Origin of the sequence: Nocardia rhizosphaerae, from assembly GCF_042650365.1 — a bacterium.
Lineage (GTDB): Bacteria > Actinomycetota > Actinomycetes > Mycobacteriales > Mycobacteriaceae > Nocardia > Nocardia rhizosphaerae.
This window is the reverse complement of record NZ_JBHSBA010000015.1, coordinates 241,789-260,311: the sequence shown is the minus strand read 5'-3', so window position 1 is coordinate 260,311 and position 18,523 is coordinate 241,789. Positions and strand designations below refer to the sequence as shown.

18 protein-coding genes are annotated in these 18,523 nt (G+C 68.8%); 15 read left to right on the top strand and 3 right to left on the bottom strand.

What is annotated here, in order from left to right:
- Positions 1-22: 22 nt before the first annotated feature.
- From ACFOW8_RS23380 to ACFOW8_RS23330, 11 genes are all read left to right on the top strand, one after another.
- Positions 23-883, top strand: coding sequence for an MlaE family ABC transporter permease (locus ACFOW8_RS23380; protein WP_378553585.1), 861 nt, complete (start codon positions 23-25; stop codon positions 881-883).
- A 1-nt stretch (position 884) separates the two neighbouring features.
- Positions 885-1,733 carry an ABC transporter permease gene (locus ACFOW8_RS23375; protein WP_378553584.1) on the top strand — a complete coding sequence of 283 codons (849 nt, stop codon included), beginning with the start codon at positions 885-887 and terminating at the stop codon, positions 1,731-1,733.
- Between the two features lie 11 nt (positions 1,734-1,744).
- Positions 1,745-3,154, top strand: coding sequence for an MlaD family protein (locus ACFOW8_RS23370; RefSeq protein WP_378553583.1), 1,410 nt, complete (start codon positions 1,745-1,747; stop codon positions 3,152-3,154).
- Position 3,155: 1 nt separating this feature from the next.
- A complete protein-coding gene (locus tag ACFOW8_RS23365) occupies positions 3,156-4,178 on the top strand; it encodes an MlaD family protein (RefSeq protein WP_378553582.1) in 1,023 nt (340 codons plus the stop codon).
- A complete protein-coding gene (locus tag ACFOW8_RS23360) occupies positions 4,175-5,206 on the top strand; it encodes an MCE family protein (RefSeq protein ID WP_378553581.1) in 1,032 nt (343 codons plus the stop codon). The genes ACFOW8_RS23365 and ACFOW8_RS23360 overlap by 4 nt, the downstream gene beginning before the upstream one ends.
- Positions 5,206-6,279 carry an MCE family protein gene (locus tag ACFOW8_RS23355; protein ID WP_378553580.1) on the top strand — a complete coding sequence of 358 codons (1,074 nt, stop codon included), beginning with the start codon at positions 5,206-5,208 and terminating at the stop codon, positions 6,277-6,279. Before ACFOW8_RS23360 ends, ACFOW8_RS23355 begins: the two co-directional genes overlap by 1 nt.
- Positions 6,276-7,355, top strand: coding sequence for an MCE family protein (locus tag ACFOW8_RS23350; RefSeq protein WP_378553579.1), 1,080 nt, complete (start codon positions 6,276-6,278; stop codon positions 7,353-7,355). Before ACFOW8_RS23355 ends, ACFOW8_RS23350 begins: the two co-directional genes overlap by 4 nt.
- Complete coding sequence (locus tag ACFOW8_RS23345) at positions 7,352-8,548, top strand: MCE family protein (protein ID WP_378553578.1); 1,197 nt, start codon at positions 7,352-7,354, stop codon at positions 8,546-8,548. The genes ACFOW8_RS23350 and ACFOW8_RS23345 overlap by 4 nt, the downstream gene beginning before the upstream one ends.
- Positions 8,549-8,574: 26 nt before the next feature.
- Positions 8,575-9,147, top strand: a complete 573-nt coding sequence (locus tag ACFOW8_RS23340; RefSeq protein WP_378553577.1) for a hypothetical protein — start codon at positions 8,575-8,577, stop codon at positions 9,145-9,147.
- A 159-nt stretch (positions 9,148-9,306) separates the two neighbouring features.
- The gene (locus tag ACFOW8_RS23335; RefSeq protein ID WP_378554649.1) at positions 9,307-10,380 is read left to right on the top strand and encodes an oxygenase MpaB family protein; all 1,074 of its coding nucleotides are present in this window, start codon (positions 9,307-9,309) and stop codon (positions 10,378-10,380) included.
- Positions 10,381-10,411: 31 nt separating this feature from the next.
- Positions 10,412-10,612 carry a hypothetical protein gene (locus ACFOW8_RS23330; protein WP_378553576.1) on the top strand — a complete coding sequence of 67 codons (201 nt, stop codon included), beginning with the start codon at positions 10,412-10,414 and terminating at the stop codon, positions 10,610-10,612.
- A 38-nt stretch (positions 10,613-10,650) separates the two neighbouring features.
- Here the strand turns inward: ACFOW8_RS23330 and ACFOW8_RS23325 are convergent, their stop codons facing one another.
- The 3 genes from ACFOW8_RS23325 to ACFOW8_RS23315 all read right to left on the bottom strand — a co-directional run bounded on the left by ACFOW8_RS23325 (position 10,651) and on the right by ACFOW8_RS23315 (position 12,577).
- Positions 10,651-11,373, bottom strand: coding sequence for a TetR/AcrR family transcriptional regulator (locus ACFOW8_RS23325; RefSeq protein ID WP_378553575.1), 723 nt, complete (start codon positions 11,371-11,373; stop codon positions 10,651-10,653).
- Between the two features lie 14 nt (positions 11,374-11,387).
- Entirely contained in the window at positions 11,388-11,519 is a 132-nt protein-coding gene (locus ACFOW8_RS23320) for a hypothetical protein (RefSeq protein WP_378553573.1), read from the bottom strand.
- Between the two features lie 395 nt (positions 11,520-11,914).
- Entirely contained in the window at positions 11,915-12,577 is a 663-nt protein-coding gene (locus ACFOW8_RS23315) for a DUF2267 domain-containing protein (RefSeq protein ID WP_378553572.1), read from the bottom strand.
- Between the two features lie 409 nt (positions 12,578-12,986).
- On the opposite strand from ACFOW8_RS23315, the gene ppsA reads away from it, so the two are divergent.
- The 4 genes from ppsA to ACFOW8_RS23295 are packed head-to-tail and all read left to right on the top strand — an operon-like array spanning position 12,987 to position 18,510.
- Positions 12,987-15,290, top strand: coding sequence for a phosphoenolpyruvate synthase (gene ppsA, locus ACFOW8_RS23310; RefSeq protein ID WP_378553571.1), 2,304 nt, complete (start codon positions 12,987-12,989; stop codon positions 15,288-15,290).
- Positions 15,291-15,333: 43 nt separating this feature from the next.
- On the top strand, positions 15,334-16,077 hold the full coding sequence (locus ACFOW8_RS23305; protein ID WP_378553570.1) for an SDR family NAD(P)-dependent oxidoreductase: 744 nt from the start codon (positions 15,334-15,336) through the stop codon (positions 16,075-16,077).
- The gene (locus ACFOW8_RS23300; RefSeq protein WP_378553569.1) at positions 16,074-17,567 is read left to right on the top strand and encodes a bifunctional aminoglycoside phosphotransferase/ATP-binding protein; all 1,494 of its coding nucleotides are present in this window, start codon (positions 16,074-16,076) and stop codon (positions 17,565-17,567) included. The genes ACFOW8_RS23305 and ACFOW8_RS23300 overlap by 4 nt, the downstream gene beginning before the upstream one ends.
- A gap of 34 nt (positions 17,568-17,601) precedes the next feature.
- The gene (locus tag ACFOW8_RS23295) at positions 17,602-18,510 is read left to right on the top strand and encodes a universal stress protein (protein WP_378553567.1); all 909 of its coding nucleotides are present in this window, start codon (positions 17,602-17,604) and stop codon (positions 18,508-18,510) included.
- Positions 18,511-18,523: the final 13 nt, after the last annotated feature.

Genomic DNA, 18,523 nt, shown 5'->3' with positions numbered 1-18,523 from the left:
GCCGCGTCGAGAACGGGTGGAGATGCCGGTACCGAAGTCCGTATCAGTCGATACACCAACAGATCTGGATGTCATCGTGACATTCGGCCTCGACTGGTGGCGCCGCCATCCGCGCCAGTCGGTGGCGACCGCGGGCCGGCAGGTGTCCATGGCCTGGCATGCGATCGAGGAGTTGGCGCGGTCACTGCTCGGACGCCGGTTTCCGCACGCGGAGTTCCTCCGCCAGAGCGCGTTCATGGCCAGTGTCTCAGTCACACCGACCCTCCTGGTCGCGATTCCGATCGCCGCCATCGTGTCGATCCAGATCGGCTCCCTGGTCAGCCAGGTCGGCGCCACCACATTCATCGGCGCGGTCAACGGGTTGGGCATCATCCGGCAGGGCGCTCCGCTGGTCACCTCGCTGATGATCGCGGGCGCGGTCGGGTCCTCGATCTGTGCGGATCTGGGCTCCCGCACGATCCGCGAGGAGATCGACGCCATGCGGGTGATGGGCGTCGACCCGGTGCGCAGGCTGGTCGCGCCGCGGCTGCTGGCCGCGGTGCTGGTGAGCACGCTGCTCTGCGGGCTCGTCGTGTTCGTCGGCTTCGCCACCGGGTATCTGTTCGACATCTTCATCCAGGACGGCACGCCCGGTTCCTACATCAGCACGTTCGCCTCGTTCGCCGTCGCCGGTGACCTGGTCGTCGCCCTGGTCAAGGCGGCGGTGTTCGGCGCGCTCACCGCGATCATCGCCTGTGATTGCGGACTGAACACCAAGGGCGGTCCCGGCGGGGTCGCCAACGCGGTCAACTCCGCGGTGGTCAGTTCGGCGATCGTGCTCTTCGCCGCCAATATCGCGCTCACCCAGATCTACAACACCCTGTTCCCCGCCGAGGTGATCTGAGATGGCCGGCTACACACCACCGCTGCTGCGCCCATTGCGCGCGGCCGCCTCGGTGGCCGAAGTCAACGCGCGACTCGGCCACCAGGGCCTCGTCTTCGTCGAGGCGTTGCTGGCGATCCCGTTCGCGCTCCGGCACTATCGCCGGGAGGTCACGCGGCTGATCATCGATGTCACCTGGGGCAACGGCGCGCTGGTGGTGGGCGGCGGCACGGTCGGCGTGGTGCTGATTCTGTGTGGATTCGGCGGCATCACCGTCGGCATGGAATCACACACCGCGCTGGACCTGCTGACGATGAGCCCGCTCACCGGCGCGATCTCCGGTTTCGCGACCACGAGGGAACTCGCCCCGCTGCTGGCCACCATTGCCTTCGCGGCCCAGGCCGGCTGCCGATTCACCGCCCAGATCGGCTCGATGCGGATCGCCGAGGAGATCGACGCGCTGGAATCGATGGCCATCCGCCCGCTCCCCTACCTGATCACCACCCGCATGCTGGCCGCCGCGGTGGCGATCCTGCCGCTCTACAGCATCGGGATGGCCACCGCGTATCTCGCCACGAAGATCACCGCGTTCTTACTCGGCAGCAACGGCATCGGCACCTACGACCACTACTTCCACCAGTTCCTCGACCCGGGCGACATCGTGTACTCCGTGCTCAAGGCGGTCGCGTTCGTCCTCGTCGCCACCTTCATCCAGTGCCACTACGGCTACGTCGCCGCCGGTGGTCCCGAAGGTGTCGGGGTCGCGGCCGGGCGGGCGATCAAGATGACCATCATCGTCGTCGTCTTCCTCAATCTATTTCTCACCCTTGCGATCTGGGGCGTCGACTCCGGGATCCGCATCTCAGGATAGGAAGTTCTCACGTGTATCCGGATCCCAGTGGGCGCGGCTGGTCGCGCCGCAGGCTCGCCCTGGCTGGAGTGGCGATGGCGATGAGCCTGTCGGGTGTCGTCGCGGTGCTCGGCCTGCGCTACGCCGGTCATTTCGAGAACACCGTCACGGTGACCGCCGCGATGACCAGCACCGGTGACGGCCTGCCCGCTCGCGCGGACGTGCGCTTTCGTGGGCTGCTGGTCGGCATGGTCACCGAGGTCGAGATCGCCGAGAAGGGACTCGACCAGCGCGTGCGCCTCGCGCTGGAACCCGCGGCCGCCACGGCGATCCCGGCCTCGGTGACGGCGCGTGTCGTGCCCGCCAATATCTTCGGTGTCACCGCGATCGAACTGGTCGACAACGGTCCGGCCGAAGCGCCGCTGCGCGCCGGAGCGGTGATCGCCCAGGACACCAGCCGCCCCACGGTGGCCTTGCAGACCACCCTGACGACTCTGCGCGATGTCCTCGACCGTATCCAGCCCGCGAAACTCGCCAGGGTCCTGGCCACTCTGGCCGCGGCGCTCGACGGCGACGCCCGGCTGCCCGGTTCCACGATCGAACGCCTCGATCAGTGGATCACCGAGGTCAGGGCGTTGCCCGGGATCGGTGACCTGCTCGGAGATCTCGGTGCGGCCGCCTCGGCGGTGAATCGGTCGGCTCCCGAACTGGTCGATGCCCTCGGCGCGTCGGTGCAGGCGGCGCAGACGATCACCGCGCGACGTAGCCAGGTGATCGAGCTGCTCACCGCGGCGAGCACGGCGACCGACGCGACCCAGGCGTTGTTCGCCCGGAACCCGGACGCGGGCAAGGACCTCGTCGTCGGATTGGACGAGACCTTCGGCGCGCTCGCGGCGGATCCCGCCGCGATAACCGACACCGTGGTCGCTCTCGGCGAGTCGCTGACCCGCCTGGCCACCGTCTTCAACTGGGGGCCGAGCCGACAGATGCGGTGGGACGTCACCGTCTCGTTCACGCCGTTCCGGCAATACACCGCCGCCGACTGTCCGCGCTACGGCAGCCATGCCGGGCCGCGCTGCGACACCGGCACCGTCCCCGATTCGCCACCGCCACAGTCCTATCCCACACAGTTGATTCCCGGGTGGCTCGCCGCCGCGGGACCGGCCCCGATCCCGGCCGTGCCCACGCTCCCGATCCTGCCCGACCTGCCGAACATCCCCGGACTGTCGCTACCCGGTCTGGTGGTTCCCGGCCTCACCGCGCCGGCGAGCGTCGGTCCTGGCACACCGGGCGAGCGCCCTCGACCGATCTCGACGACCGGTCCTGCCGCGGTGGCCGCGTTCCTCGGCACTCGACCGAACACCACCCAACTGCTGCTGCTCGGCTCCGTCCTCACCGGCGCGACCGTGACGGTGACACCGACACCCGGCGGAGGCTCCTGAGATGCGCTCACGCACCACCTATCTCGGACTCGCGCTCTTCGTCGCGCTGTCGGTGATCGTGACCTACACAATGTGGTCGACCCTGCAACGTTCGGTGGCCGGGGACACGCACCGCTACACCGCGACGTTCACCGACGTGCTCGGTTTGCGCGTCGGTGACGACGTCCGGATCGCCGGAGTCCGCGTCGGGCGGGTCGACTCGATCGAACTGGTCGATCGCCGGCATGCCCAGATCACGCTGTCGGTGCAGGCGCGCCAGCGTCTGAGCACCACGACCAAGGCGCTGATCCGCTATCAGAACCTGATCGGCCAACGCTATGTGGCTCTGGCGGTCGGCGCGTCGCCGGGGCAACCGCTTCCCGCCGGCGGCGCGATCCCGCTCGAGCGTACGGAATCGTCCTTCGACGTCTCGACCATGTTGTCGGGCTTCGAGCCGCTGTTCAGCCTGCTGCGACCGGACGAGGTGAACTCGCTGTCGGAAACCCTCGTCCAAGCCCTGCAGGGCGACGGCGTGTCACTGTCTGCGCTGATCACCCAGGCCGCGGCGCTGGCGACGACCTTCTCCGAACGCGACGAGATCCTCGGGTCGGTGATCAGCAACCTCAGTGACGTCATCACCGGTCTGGCGCACCGCAGCGGTGAGCTCGAGACCCTGATCACCCAGTCCAGGGCACTGGTCGCCGGGCTGTACGAACAGGGCGCGGCGCTCAGCGGCGCCGTCACCGGAATCGCCGAATCGACGACGAAGCTCACCGACCTCATCGCCAGGGTCGCGCCGGGAATGGCACGGGCGCAGCAGCAGGCGACCGCGGGCGTCGGTCTGCTGCTGGCCAACGGCGCGCGGCTGGACCAGGCCGCGATCGAACTGCCTCTGGTCCTGGCCGGACTGGCGCGGATCTCGGGCAACGGCACCTACGTCAACACCTACATCTGCCGCCTGGATGTCTCGCTGTGGGGCGTGCTGTTCCCGCGCGACGTGTTCTCCCAGGTCGGCGGCAACGCGCATTCGGAGGTCTGTCGATGATCAAGCTCCTGGTCGCCGTCGTGCGCACTGCGGCGCGCGACGCGCTCGGTGACCGCAACTTCGTGCTGGGGATCGCGGCCGGGGTCACGGTGCTCGCGCTGGTGATCGGTTCCGGGCTGCTCTCGCGCGCGCATCTCGGCGAGGCGACCGTGCGCGCCGAGTTCGCCCAGGCCGCCGGGCTGCGGGTCGGCAACAGCGTCGATGTGGCGGGAATCGAGGTCGGGACGGTCACCTCCGTCGGGCTCGATCGCGACCGGGTCCTGGTCACGATGAGCGTGCGGTCCGACCTCGCCGTCGGCGGGGACGCGAAGGCGGCGATCAAGATGTCGACCATCCTGGGCAAGATGCACGTCGAACTGGATCCGGGAACCGACGGCGAGCTGCCCGATGCCCGAATCCCGTTGGCGGCCACGTCCGTTCCCTACACGCTCGCCAAGGTCGTGAACGACCCGACCTATCGCAACTCCTTCGAGCACCTCGAACGGATCGATCCCGACGCGCTGCGCGCGAGCCTGGACGCGGTGAGCACACAGCTGGGCGATTCCCCGCGGCTCACCGCGCAAGCGCTCGACAGCGTCGGCGCGTTGGCCACGGTGATCGCCTCCCGGCGCGACGAGGTGGACCAGCTGCTGCGCAGCATGGATCAGGTTTCCGGCCTGATCGCCGACAACCAGAACAGCGTGCTGGTGTTGCTGACCAGAGGCCAGGCGATCGGCGACGCCGTCGTCCGGCGGCGCGACCTGATCAGAGAGCTTCTCGACAACATCGCGGCCGCGTCGAAGATCCTGCAGGACATGGGCGTCGAGGACGGCGGACGGCTCGGCCCGCTCATCCAGAGCCTGAACACGATGTCCCAGGGTCTGGAGAAGAACCGCGAGAACCTCGACGCCCTGTATCAGGTGATGCCGGTGGCGGTCCGCCAGTTCAACAATCCCTTCGCCCAGGGCCCCTACGGCGACATCTACCTGCCCTGGCTGTTCCCCGACAACTGGCTGTGTCTGGCCGAAGCGGTAGAAGGATGCCGATGATGCGCAGAGTGCTGCACTGCCTGGCGCTGGTGATCATCACCGGCATCGGCACGGGGTGTTCGGCGATCCCGGTGTCGCTGCGTCCCGACGCCGTCCACATCACCGCCGACTTCGAGGGGGCCGCAGGGCTTTTCGTCGGCAACGAGGTGGCGGTGCTCGGTGTGCCGATCGGCCGGGTCGACGCGATCGAACCCAAGGGCGCCTTCGTCCAGGTCGGCATGACCCTCGATCCCGGCGTCGCGCTCCCCGCGGACGCGATGGCCGCGCTGGTCTCCCCGCAGCTCATCACCAACCGCCACGTCGAGCTGACCCCGGCCTACACCGGGGCGGGCCCGACGCTGGCCGATGGTGCCCACATCCCGCTCGCCCGCACGCGGACACCGGTCGAACTCGACCGCATCCTGCGCAACTTCGAACAGCTCGGCGCGGCGCTGAAGGGCGACGACGTCGACGGCCCGATGGCGAGCCGGGTGCTGTTCCCGATGCTCGACGGCAACGGCGACCGCATCCGCGAGACCCTCGACGCCCTGTCCAGCACGCTCGAGGTGTCGCTGGCCAACCGCGACCAGATCTCGCGCACCATCGTCGAGCTCAACGAGCTCACGACGATCATCGCCGGCAACGATCAGACCGTCCGGGACTTCAGCGGCCGGCTCACCGAGCTCGTCGCGCTGCTCGCCGAGCAGGCCCCGGGCCTGGCCGCGGTCCTGACCCAGGTGAACGACTTCGTCGACAACACCTCCACCGTGCTGGCGCAGAACCGGGCGCCGCTCACCGACGCGGTGAACCGGCTGGTCGCCATCACCGGCCAGATGCGCGACAACGCCCGCGGACTCACCGAGATCGTGGATCTGACCCCGCTGATGGCCGACAACTTCGCCCGCGCGGTCAGCACGGAGCACCGGGTACTGCGGCTGCATCTGCTCACCGACAAGTCGCTGCTCGACAACGAGACCTTGTCGCTGCTGTGCGCGCGCGCCGCCCTGCGCGCCGACGGCTGCCGGACGGGGAAACTGATGGATTTCGGTCCGGACTTCGGGCTGACCGCCGCACTGCTCGGACTCACCGAATGAGCGCGACGACTCGCCTCGTCGTGACCGCGCTGGCCGCGCTGTCGGTCAGCTCCTGCACGGTCACCGTCGACGACATCCCCTTGCCCCGGCCCGGTGTCGACGGGCCTTCCTACCACGTGCGCGCGGTGTTCGACGACGCGCTCAATCTCCCCGAACGGGCCAGGGTCAAGATCGGCGGCACCGACGTGGGCGTGGTCACCGGCATCGAGACCACGAACTTCCTCGCCGATGTCGAGCTCGAGATTCGTGGCGACATCGCGTTGCCCGAGGGCACCCGCGCCGAGCTCCGGCAGCCGACCCCGCTCGGCGATATCCATGTGGCCGTGATCCTGCCTGAGCACCGGCCCGGCGCGCCGATGCTCACCGAAGGCGACGTCATCGATCGTGCGCACACCTCGGCGGGCGCCTCGGCCGAAGAACTCATGACGGCCTTGTCGATGCTGCTCGACGGGGGCGCGATGAACCAGGTCGCCCGCATCGCCTCCGAGCTGAACGCGATCGTGGGCGGCCGTGGGCCGCAGCTCGCGCACCTGCTCACCGAACTCACCGCGACGCTGACGGCACTGAATCAGCGTACGGGGCAGATCGATGCGGTCCTGCACGGGCTCGACGGACTCACCGCGACGCTGAGCGCCGGCAAGGCCGAGCTCGGCCGGGTGGCCGACACCTTCCCGGCGCTGATCGCCGTGATCGCCGAGAACAACCGCGCCATCGGTGATCTCACCACGCAGGTGTCCACGGTGACCGCCGCGCTCGGCGACTTCTCCACCACCACCGGCCCGGAGTTCCTCAGCCTGTTCGACAGCGTGCAGCGATTGATGACCGGATTCACCGCGATGGGCGACGACTTGGCCACCACCTTGGACACGCTCAACGCGATCGGTCCGGCGGCGCGGGCGTCCATGCGGGGCTCGAGTCTCGCGGTCGCGGCACGCATCTCGTATCTGGATATCGGAGCGTTCACCGACGTGGCGGGCAGCAGGTTGCCCGACGGCACCGACGTCACCGCGTTCATCGGCAGTCTGTCCCAGGTGCTCGCGCGGGTGCTCGGTCGCGTGCAGGGAGGCCACCGATGATCGAACGCGCTGCCTCCGCCCTGCTTCATCTGGCGCGCAGAGCCGATCGCCACAGGACCGCGGCAGCCATGCTCGGCATGGTCGGCATGCTCGTCCTCGGATCCGGCTATCTCGCGATCGATGTCGTCGGCGTGCGACCATTGCGCACCACCTACACCGTGCTGGTCCAGCTCGACAGTTCCGGCGGCTTGCTGCCGAGCAGCAATGTGACAGTACGTGGCGTCGAGGTCGGCACCGTTCGCGCTGTTCGGCTCGACGCGAACGGCGTGCGCGCCGAGGCCGAGATAGATGGCGCGACACGCATTCCGGTCGGTTCACCGGTCGCCGTCGGGCGGCTGTCGGCCGCGGGTGAGCAGTATCTCGATTTCCGGCCGGCCACCGGCGAGGCGCCCTATCTCCTCGATGGCGCGATCGTGCCCGCCGCGGCGGTGAGCACGCCGGTCACCATCGATTCCTTCCTGGACAACACCGGGTCCCTCATCGCAGGCATGAACCCCGACCGGCTCACGGTGATCGTCGACGAGCTCGACCGCGCCCTGCGCGGCGGTCCCGATGTCCTGCGCGATGTGATCAGCGGACTGAGCCAGGCGACGGCCGGCCTGACCGGCCTGCTGCCGCAGACCACCGAACTGATCCGCAATCTGCGCGTCGTCGCCGACACCACCGCGCACGCTCAGCCCGATCTCACCACGCTGGTACGCGGCTCGAGCGCGCTGTTCGACCAGCTCAGCGCGGCCGACCACGAAGTCCGTGAACTGCTCGAGCAGGGGCCGGGCAGGCTACAGATCCTGGGCGGCGTTCTCACCGAGACCGGCGACCCACTGACCAGTCTGGTGACCAATTTCGTCGCCATCACCCGGTCCGCTCGACTGCGAACACCAGCCATGGCCGCGCTCTTCCCCGCGCTGCGCGCCGGGGTGATCGCGCTCGGCATCCCGGCCCACGACAACGCCTTTCACACCATGGCGGACATCTGGCCGCGCCCGACCTGCGAATACGACACCATCCCCGTCTCCCCCGCCGAGGTCTCCGACGGCCGCACCCGTCTCTACAACTACTGCGTGACCAGCCACCCCGAGCTACAGATCCGGGGTTCGGCCAACGCGCCGCGCCCGGCCGGACCCGACAACGGATCGGGGCCACCGCCCGGCGTCACCGGCGACGAACTGTCCGTCCCCTTGCCCGCCAACTGATTCCGATCGAGTCGAGGACCTACCGAATGACAACCGACCAGAGACCAGCGACCACCGACGACCCCGGCACCGAGTCCAGCGAGCCGGCGGGTGAACCTCCGCGACATCGCCTTCACCGCCTGATGCTGCCCACGGCCGCGGTGATCACGGTCGGCGCGGTCGTCCTCGCGTCGTGGCTCGCCGCGGACAACCAGCGGATCCGCTCCCGTGAGCAGGCCCGGGACACCGCGTTGCGGGCAGCCTGCGCGTACGCGCCCACCCTGGCCCACTACGACGCCGCGGACCTCGATACCTACTTCGCCGCCGTACTGGCGGGCGCCACCGGCGACTGGAAGACCGAATTCGAGGCGACCAGCAAGGATCTGCGCGACGTGCTCACTCAGGGCCAGGTCGTCTCCACGGTCGGCAACGTCACCTGTGCCATCGAGTCCGCCGACGAGACGACTGCCCGAGCGGTGGCCGTCATCAATCAAACCATCACCAGCCTCGGCACCAACGGGACGCCGGCGCCGGGACAACTCTCGGTGACCATGACGCTGCGTAAGAACGACGACCGCTGGTTGGTCAGCGAGATCGGCACACCGCTGCTCGCCCCCTGAAGAACGAATTCCCGGGCCCGGTTCGGGTCGCTCGAAAGAAATGGACCATAGCGCTCGCCGGTGCCGGCTGATATTGTCTTACTTGAAAACTACACGCGCGTAGTAATTTACCGCGCAATTCACCGCGGCGGTCGCCGCACGAAAATCAAGGAGGGCCTCGTGGCATCATTACGCGCATGGTTGTCGCTACCGGAGGTGACACCGGCCGAGGACTACGGATTCTTCGGCCCCGAATCCGTCGCATGGCAGGTGTGGAGTTATCCGACCGGATTGACCATCGGCTTTCAACGCGCCGTCGTCATCGAGGAACTCGACCCCCGCCTGATCGCGGCCGTCGATGCGACCAGCGCCATCTACACCCGCCCCCGCACGCGCTACGATCGCACATTGCGCTACTTCGCCATGGTGATGTTCGCGGGCAGCCAGGCGACGGTGGCCGCCGCGGACATCCTGGTCAAAATCCATTCCAAGGCGGTCGGAATCGATCCGGTGACCGGCGAACAGTACGACGCCAACGATCCCGATTCACAATTATGGATTCATCTGACCGCCTGGCATTCACTGCTCATCGCCTACGAGAGATTCGGCCCGGGCAAACTCTCCGCGGCAGACGAAACACAATACTGGCATGAATGCGCCCGCGCGGCCGAGTTACAGACCTGCGATCCGGACGATATACCACGCACCAGAGAAGGTGTCGCCGAGTACTTCGAATATATGCGACCCCGGCTCATCGGGTCCGATATCGCGAAGAAGGCGATGAACCATCTCCTCGATGCCGAAGTGATGCTGCCGCCGATGCCGCCGATCCTCCGGCCGATGTTCACACTCGTCGCCGCATTCCTGCGCCGCGGAACCCTCGCCACCATGCCGAGATGGATGCGCGAGATGGCCGGGCTACCCACCGGCCGGGTGCTCGACGCGTTGGTCGTGCCCTGGCTGAGCGCGGCCATGACGGTGGTCAGCCTGAACACCCGGCTCGAACTGCTACTACTGCAACTGATCTCCCCCACGACTGTTCCGGTGGCGGCGCCGATGCTGCTCGGCGTACCGCCGAAGAACCCCGTGACGACGACACCGCGACGGGCGCAACGCGAATACGGCTACGACATCCCCGCGCAGGCGCACCACGCGCTGCGCGACAAGCAGCGCAACCGGGTCCTGGGCAAAGGTCTCGCGCCGTCGGACGAAGGCCTCATCGAATCCCAGCCGATACTCGGCGACATCGCCTGAAGAAGAAAGAGACACAGTGGTGGCAAATCTCATGGATCGCCGTCTCAGCATCCGCCAGATGATGTTCCTGGCCATCGCGGCCGGGATACCCTATTTCGCGATCGGGCTGGTCTGGTTGATCACACACCAGGATCATCTGACCGATCTGCACGGCGTGGACCGCGTGTTCTCGACGGTCGGCCAGGTGATCGCCTGGCCCGCGCTCGTCGTCGCCGACCTCGACCTGCGGTAGCCGGGCGTCGATCTGCTCATCGCCTCGTGGTGAGCAGATCAGCGGGCATCGGCGGCGTGTTCACCGACCGTGGCGAACCCGGCGCGGCCCGCGCTGTCGCCCGAATTTCCGCCGCCGGGCTCGTACGGCAACGTCCGCACCATCGACCGGACCGTCGCGCGCAGTCGTTCGGGCGGGAAACGCTGCGGATCCGACAGCACCATCCTGCCGAGCACCTCGGTGAAACCGACCATCACGGTCGCGATCAGCTCCACGTCCACATCGCGCGGCCCGCCCCGCAGGGCGAAACCCGCGGTCAACAGCTCCACACATTGATCGAGCAGTTTGTCCCTGGCCGCACCGAGCAGTTCGCGGTAATCGGCCGGTGCCCCTTCGCTGGGCAGCAATATCAGGCGCCAGCTCGACGGCGCCGCGGCGACCGACTCGAGAAATGCCATCACGGCCGCGACGTACTCTCGATCCGGGTCCGATCCCGCCAGATCGCGCGGCAAAGCCGCGAAGACCTGCCCCATGCCACGCGAATGTTCCCGGTGCAGCAGATGCGCCACCAATTCCGGCGCCGAGGGATACATCGCGTACAGCACCGGTTTGGCGACCCCGGCTTCCTTGGCGACAGCCTGCATAGTCAAATTCCCGAGGCCCTCGCTGTCGACGACACGCAGTGCGGCATCGAGCAACTGTGTTCTGCGCTCCTCCGGTGGCAACCGGGGACCGTTGCGGCGTTTCGGCCGAACACCAGTGGAACCGCTCTCGATACTCACCCCTCCATCATCACCTATGAGCGGTTCGCCCCGCCCACGAAGCCGAGCATGGCGAGGTTGGCGATCTTCTGCGCATCCGGCTTCCCGCGACCCTTGTAGCGAGTGAGCACACCCTGGGCACCCTGATAGCCCTTGTCGCCCAACACGGGCCATCCACCCTGAAGCATTTTCTCGAGCGGGAGTTCGAGTTTCTTTCCAGGCACGGTCCGCACGCCCCGGCGAAGGCCGTGACCACGTCGGTGCCGCCGCTGATCGAGGACGCAGCGACCTGTCGACCGACTCGAACGCGCACCCACAGTGACATCGACGCCGGTAGCGCTGCGCCGGTGACGCCGACTGTCCGCAACGCTGTCAGGTCGTACTCGCAGCGCGGTTCGACTTCTGCCTTCGCGCATGCCAGGCAAGTACGAACGCGAAGGAGTGTCCTGGCGTGCCGGCGCGATCAGGAACCCGCCGGTCACCGCGGCCATCACAGCGGCCATGTCGACAGGTCAGGTGTTCGCGTCGTCGGCATCGACGTCCCCGTTCCGCTCGGTGGCCGTCAGGCCGGCGCGGCGCCGCCGAATCCACTGGCGAGCAGCAGATCATGTGCGCGGCGAGCGGCTTCGGCGGTCCGCGTGGCGGTGTCGATGTCTGTGGGCAGTTGCTCCAGTCCGTGCGACAGCGCCACGACCGCCTCGGACAGGGTCGTCACGTGCTGTTCCAGTCGCGTCAGACGATCGGGTTCGGGTCGCTCGTCGACACCGAGTTCGGGCAGAACGAGTTCGCCCGCGATGTCGGAGGTCGCCCCGTAGAGAAGGCGGAACAGCGTGATCGGCATCGTGGCGAAGACGCGCGGCAGCAGCCCTGGGGAGAACTTCGCGTCCAGCGCGTAGGTCACCGCCGCTGCCACGCCGGGAACCTCCGCGGGATCGATCCCGGCTTCCCGGGCGAACTGCGCGCAGAATTCGCGCAGGCCGTGCCGTACCGGCAGGCGGCTCGGTACCCAGTTCTCGAAGTACACACCTCGTAGCAGTTCCGGCAGCTGCGCCGACAGATGCGCCGAACTGTCGATGCCGATCCGATCGCGCACTGTGTGCAACCACGCACGTAGTGCCCGCAAGGCGAACCGGCGATCGTCGGTGTCGAGGCTGTCCGCTACGGCGCGTAGCCACACGTGGGCCGTGTGCACGGTCGGGGCCAGTGGATCGTGATGATTCGACATGAGTTCTCCTGCTAGTCGACACGGGTTCGGTGCACGCGGCGCCGGAAGTCGAACCGATACCCCACGGACGCCGCCTGTGCCAGGTGCGCGAGCCACACCATCCACGACGCTGTGTCGGTGTAGCTGGGTGAAGGACCTCGGTGTCGCCCACCCCGGGGTCGTGCTCGATAACTCCATCCTCGGCGCGGTGCCGGGCTGATCCCAGATCCGAAGGACACCGCCGTGAAGGCTGAAGGCCACCTGCCCCGAGGGACTCGCCGTCGCGCCCGACAGGGACCCGCTGTCCCGCGCTGATCCGCACCGAGGGACCAACGCCCGCGCAGACGCGGGACCTTCGACCGTATCGGGGCGATGCCGGTCCCGGCGAGGCTGGAAGCGACATCGACACCGACCGGGAACGGGGCTCGAGATGGGCGAATTCGTCGCAGAATTCAGGGAACTGCGGATCACCGACGCCGACCGCGCCGGGGGCAAAGGAGCAAACCTCGGCGAACTCGTCGCCGCGGATCTGCCGGTCCCCGCCGGCTTCGTCGTGCTGGCCGCCGCCTACGAGCACGCGGTCACCGACACGCCCGTCGGCGCGGAACTCGGGCAGCTCCACGACCGAGCGCTGGCGGCGGTGCGTGACACCGCCGAGCTCACCGGCCTGTGCGAGCGGATGTCGGCGATCGTTCGCGCTGTCGCTCTCGACGACGTGATCGGCGAGGCCGTCTCGGCGGCCTATCGCGCGCTCGGCGACGAGATTCCCGTCGCTGTGCGCTCCTCGGCGATCGGCGAGGACAGTGCGGGCGCGTCCTTCGCCGGGATGAATGTCACCCGCACCAACATTCGCGGCCGCGACGCCCTGCTGGCCGCGGTGGTCGACTGCTGGGCCTCGCTGTTCAGCCCCCGGGTCCTGACCTACCGGGCGCGTCGCGGGATGCGCGACCGACCAGCGATGGCCGTCGTCGTGCAGCGCATGATCGATGCCAGATCCGCCGGGGTCGCCTTCACCGCGGATCCCGCGACCCGGCGACGCGATCGTGTCGTCGTCGAAGCGGCCCGGGGTTTGGGCGAGGTCGTCGTGTCGGGCGCGGTCGAGCCCGACACCTACCTACTGGACGCGTCGGGCCCGAACCTGCTGCACACCCGGATCGGACAGCAGAGCTACGCCATCGTCTCGGGTCCGCACGGTGACCGGCGGGTCGAGCTGGACGCCACCGACGCCACCTCCCCGGTCCTGACCGACGAGCAGGCGCGCGCGGTCGCCCGGCTCGCGCTGTCGGTACAGGCCCACCACGACGGGATCCCCCAGGATGTCGAGTGGGTCTTCGACGGCGAGGGCGAGCTGTGGATCGTGCAGGCGCGCCCCATCACCACACCGACCGAGGCCGCCACCGCGCCGAGCGCGCAACCCACCGCGCGAGCGGCGCTGATCCAGGGCATCGGCGCGGCGCCCGGTGTGGCGTCCGGGCTCGTTCGGGTGCTGGCCTCGCCGGATCTCGGGCAGTCACTGCGCGAGGGCGAAGTCCTCGTCGCGCCGATGACGAATCCCGACTGGCTACCGACCCTGTCGCGGGCCGCGGGCGTGGTCACCGACAGCGGCGGGATGACCTGTCACGCCGCCATCGTGGCACGCGAACTGGGGATCCCCTGCGTCGTCGGCGCCCGCACCGCCACCACTACCCTCCTCGACGGGACAGAGGTGACCGTGGACGGCTCCACCGGGCAGGTCACGGCGGGCGCGACAGACCTCCCGGCGCACCGTCCGGCGGTCCATGTCGCCTCGCGCCCTGCCGTCGCCGAACCGACCGCCACCAGGATCTACGTCAACCTCGCCACGCCCGACGCCGCCGCGGCCGTCGCCGCCACGGACGTCGACGGCGTCGGGCTGTTGCGCGCCGAAACGCTGCTGACTCGCGCGCTCGACGGCCGTCATCCTCGCGATCTGCTGGCGCGAGGCGAACAACAGCTGTTCGTCGACCGCTTGAGCGAGTCGTTGCGCCGTATCGCCGCGCCGTTCGGGACTCGGCCGGTGGTCTATCGCACCACCGACTTCCGCAGCAATGAATTCCGTGCGCTACGTGGCGGCGAACGATACGAGCCCGTCGAACACAACCCGATGATCGGCTACCGAGGCTGCTACCGGTACATCCGCGAGCCCGATCTCTTCAGCGCCGAGCTCTCCGCGCTCGCCGACGCCCGTCAAGACAACCCGAATCTGCACATCATGATCCCCTTCGTGCGGACCAGGTGGGAACTGGAAGCCTGCCTGGAACTCGTCGACGCCAGTGCGCTCGGCGGACAGCGTGGCCTGCATCGCTGGGTGATGGCCGAGGTGCCCTCGGTGCTGCACTGGCTGCCCGAATACGTCGGCCTCGGCATCGATGGTGTCTCCATCGGCAGCAACGACCTGACCCAGCTGATGCTGGGCGTCGACCGCGATTCCGAGGATTGCGCCGAGCTGTTCGACGAATCGGATCCGGCTGTGCTGGAGGCTATTTCGCGCATCATCGGCGTTGCCCGGCGACTGGGCATCACGTCGTCGCTGTGCGGCCAGGCGCCCTCGAACCGGCCGGCGTTCGCCGAACACCTGGTGCGCATGGGCATCACGTCGGTGTCGGTGACGCCGGACGCGGTCGCGGCGACGCGCCGTGTCGTCGCGGCCGCGGAACGCCGCGTCCTGCTCGATCACGCGCTCGCCGGCACCCACGACGCGTCACGCCCGGCGTGACCACTCCCCCTTCGAACACCCGACACCGAAAGGCTCGATCATCATGACCGATCTCCATGGACGCAGCGTCGTCGTCACCGGCGGCGCGCGCGGCATCGGCGCTGCCGTCGCGCACACCCTCGTCAAAGCAGGAGCGGGGGTTGTCGTCGCGGACCTGCTCGAACGCGAAGGACACGAGACCGCCGCCGCGCTCGGCCCCCAGGCGATGTTCTGTCACCTCGACGTCACCGACGAGAGCGAATGGCGGCGGGTCCTCGACGACGCCGAAGCGAACTTCGGGCCGCTGGCGGTTCTGGTCAACAACGCCGGCATCCTCGACTTCGGCGGGGTGGAGTCCGAATCGCCCTCGCGATTCCGTCATGTCCTCGATGTGAATCTCGTCGGCTCGTGGCTGGGCATGCACCTGGCCGCGCCGCGACTGCGCGCCGCGGGCGGCGGTGTCATCGTCAATGTCTCCTCGACCGCCGGTCTCATCGGTTACTCCGGGATCGCCGGATACGTCGCCAGCAAATGGGGCCTGCGCGGCCTGACCAAAGCGGCGGCACTCGAGCTCGGCGCGGCAGGCGTGCGAGTCTGCTCAGTGCACCCGGGACCGATCCACACCCCGATGACCGCCGACATGGATCCCAGTGTCGCTGCGGGACAACCACTTCCACGCTTCGGTGAGCCCGAGGAAGTCGCCGCGATGGTCGGCTTCATCGTCACCGAGGCGACGTTCTCGACCGGATCGGAGTTCGTGCTCGATGGCGGCGCGACCGCGGGCGCCTCGCTGGTCCTTCCTTCATGAGCTCCGCACGACAGGCGGCGGGCCCGCCGCCGGCGCAGGTCTACGAGACCCACACCGGTGTCGTGCTGCTGTGCGGCGGGCGGGCCTACAAGACGAAGAAGCCGCTGCGCACCGACTTCCTCGACTTCAGTACGCCCGCACTGCGGGAGCACGCCTGCGCCCGCGAACTGAGACTCAACGCCAGGCTCGCGCCCGATGTCTACCTCGGAGTCGCGCAGCTGAGCGACCCGGAGGGCGGACCCACCGAGCCCGTGCTGGTCATGCGCCGGATGCCCGCGGATCGACGCCTGTCGGCGCTGCTCGCAGCGAACGAACTTCCCGCGGCGGATCTCACGGCGCTGGTCGAGCTGCTGGTCGACTTCCACCGCACCGCACGCCGCGGCCCGGACATCGACCGCGCGGGCACCGCGGACGCGCTGCGCGACCGATGGCGCGCGCTGCTGGATCCCTTGCGCGCCGGACCCGCCGAGCTGATCGACCCGGAACTGCTCGACCGGATAGACCGGCGCGCGATGAGCTACCTGGCGGGTCGCGCCGACCTTTTCGACGAACGGATCGCGCAGGGGCGGATCGTCGACGGTCACGGCGACCTGCTGACAGAGGACATCTTCGACCTCGACGACGGGTTCCGGATACTCGACTGCCTGGACTTCGACGATCAGCTGCGCTACGTCGACGGCCTGGACGACATCGCGTTCCTCGCCATGGACATCGAATACCTCGGCCACTTCGAGCTGGCCGACGCGGTCGTCGCGAGTTACCAACGCGCAGTCAACGATCCGGCTCCCGTATCGCTGCGCGACCACTACATCGCCTATCGCGCGGCGGTACGCGCGAAAGTGGATCTCATCCGCGCCGGGCAGGGCGATTCCACGGCGGGCGAGCGACTGCGCCGACACCTGCGCATCGCCGAGGCGCGCCTCGGCGACAGCGCGGTGCGCCTCGTCCTGGTCGGCGGACTACCGGGTACCGGCAAGTCGACGGTCGCCACCCGACTGGCCGAACGTACCGGGGCGGCGCTGCTCTCCAGCGATCACCTGCGCAAAGAGCTGGCGGGCGCGGCACGGATCGGTGGCGATCTCGGCCGCTTCGGAGCCGGGCGGTACTCCCCCGCCAACCGAGCCCAGGTGTACGACGAGCTTCTCGACGGCGCGCGCGGCCTGCTGACGCGGGGGGTCTCCGTCATTCTCGACGCGAGCTGGACCGACCAGGAGGAACGCGACCGCGCGGCGACGCTGGCCGAAGACGTCGCCGCCGAACTGATAGCCCTGCGGTGCGCCTGCCCCCGAGCACTCGCCCACCGGCGCCTCGGCGACCGGCGCGGAAGCGAGTCGGACGCGACCGCCGAGATCGCCGACGCGATGGCGGCCTCCGAGACCGCATGGTCTCGCGCTGTCACGCTGGACACCAGCGCACCACTGAGCGATACCGTCGCGGCCGCCCACGACGCCTGGCACCGCGGCGGACCGTACCCACCGGCCGATCACTGAGCAGGAACATCCCCCGTACGCAGGAGACGACATCATGACACAGCACACGGAAAGCCCGCACCAGGCCGCCTCGGCCGCGATCGTCGTGGGAATCGACGGATCGGCGGGATCGATCAGCGCTGTGCGCTGGGCGGCACGCACGGCCGCGGACCGGGGGCGTGCCCTGCGCATCGTGCACTGCGCCGAACCGATCGCCGACCGAACGCCGCGCAGCGCCTACGACGCCTTCATCTACGCCACCATGCAGGACATCCGGCGCGCGGCCGAGCAGATGCTCGCCGCCGCCGCGGCCGAAGCGCGCGCCGCCGCGCCGGCGGTCACCCTGACCACCGAACTAGCGAGCGGGCGGACCGCCAGAACGCTCATCGACGCGTCGGCGCACGCGCACCTGCTGGTCCTCGGCGCGACGCGCACCGCGGGCGCGATCGCCCATCTGGGGTCCACCCTGCTCGCGGTGACCGCGCACGCCCACGGCGCCGTCGTCGTCGTGCGTGGACCCGACCCCGCTCGCGCCGACGGTCCGGTGGTGGTCGGCGTCGACGGCAGCAGCGTCGGTGAACCCGCGATCGGCGCGGCGTTCACCGAGGCCTCGCTGCGCGGCGCCGAACTGGTGGCGGTGCACGCGTGGAGTGATCTGTCGGAGGGGCAGTTCGGCGGTGTCGACTATCCGGCGATGCCGGTCGAGGACTTCGCCGTCGCCGAGGAGGCGCTGCTGGCCGAGCGACTGGCCGGATGGTCCGAGCAGTTCCCCGATGTGGTGGTCCGGCGCGAGATCGAGGTGTTCGGGCCGCGCGAGCGGCTCGCCCATCGGTCACAGACCGCGCAGCTGCTCGTCGTCGGTAGCCGGGGTCGTGGTGGCTTCCGTGGTCTGCTCCTCGGGTCGACCAGCAACTGGCTGGTCCAGCACGCCGAGTGCCCGGTCATGGTCGTCCATCACGACTGATCGGGGTGGGGCG

What these genes read in the sequence shown, in the direction of transcription:
- ACFOW8_RS23330 (WP_378553576.1), top strand. Translation starts at nt 10,412, where the DNA reads ATGGATCGCCGTCTCAGCATCCGCCAGATGATGTTCCTGGCCATCGCG.
- ACFOW8_RS23360 (WP_378553581.1), top strand. Translation starts at nt 4,175, where the DNA reads ATGATCAAGCTCCTGGTCGCCGTCGTGCGCACTGCGGCGCGCGACGCG.
- ACFOW8_RS23345 (WP_378553578.1), top strand. Translation starts at nt 7,352, where the DNA reads ATGATCGAACGCGCTGCCTCCGCCCTGCTTCATCTGGCGCGCAGAGCC.
- ACFOW8_RS23365 (WP_378553582.1), top strand. Translation starts at nt 3,156, where the DNA reads ATGCGCTCACGCACCACCTATCTCGGACTCGCGCTCTTCGTCGCGCTG.
- ACFOW8_RS23315 (WP_378553572.1), bottom strand. Translation starts at nt 12,577, where the DNA reads ATGTCGAATCATCACGATCCACTGGCCCCGACCGTGCACACGGCCCAC.
- ACFOW8_RS23305 (WP_378553570.1), top strand. Translation starts at nt 15,334, where the DNA reads ATGACCGATCTCCATGGACGCAGCGTCGTCGTCACCGGCGGCGCGCGC.
- ACFOW8_RS23355 (WP_378553580.1), top strand. Translation starts at nt 5,206, where the DNA reads ATGCGCAGAGTGCTGCACTGCCTGGCGCTGGTGATCATCACCGGCATC.
- ACFOW8_RS23295 (WP_378553567.1), top strand. Translation starts at nt 17,602, where the DNA reads ATGACACAGCACACGGAAAGCCCGCACCAGGCCGCCTCGGCCGCGATC.
- ACFOW8_RS23375 (WP_378553584.1), top strand. Translation starts at nt 885, where the DNA reads ATGGCCGGCTACACACCACCGCTGCTGCGCCCATTGCGCGCGGCCGCC.
- ppsA (WP_378553571.1), top strand. Translation starts at nt 12,987, where the DNA reads ATGGGCGAATTCGTCGCAGAATTCAGGGAACTGCGGATCACCGACGCC.
- ACFOW8_RS23350 (WP_378553579.1), top strand. Translation starts at nt 6,276, where the DNA reads ATGAGCGCGACGACTCGCCTCGTCGTGACCGCGCTGGCCGCGCTGTCG.
- ACFOW8_RS23300 (WP_378553569.1), top strand. Translation starts at nt 16,074, where the DNA reads ATGAGCTCCGCACGACAGGCGGCGGGCCCGCCGCCGGCGCAGGTCTAC.
- ACFOW8_RS23340 (WP_378553577.1), top strand. Translation starts at nt 8,575, where the DNA reads ATGACAACCGACCAGAGACCAGCGACCACCGACGACCCCGGCACCGAG.
- ACFOW8_RS23380 (WP_378553585.1), top strand. Translation starts at nt 23, where the DNA reads ATGCCGGTACCGAAGTCCGTATCAGTCGATACACCAACAGATCTGGAT.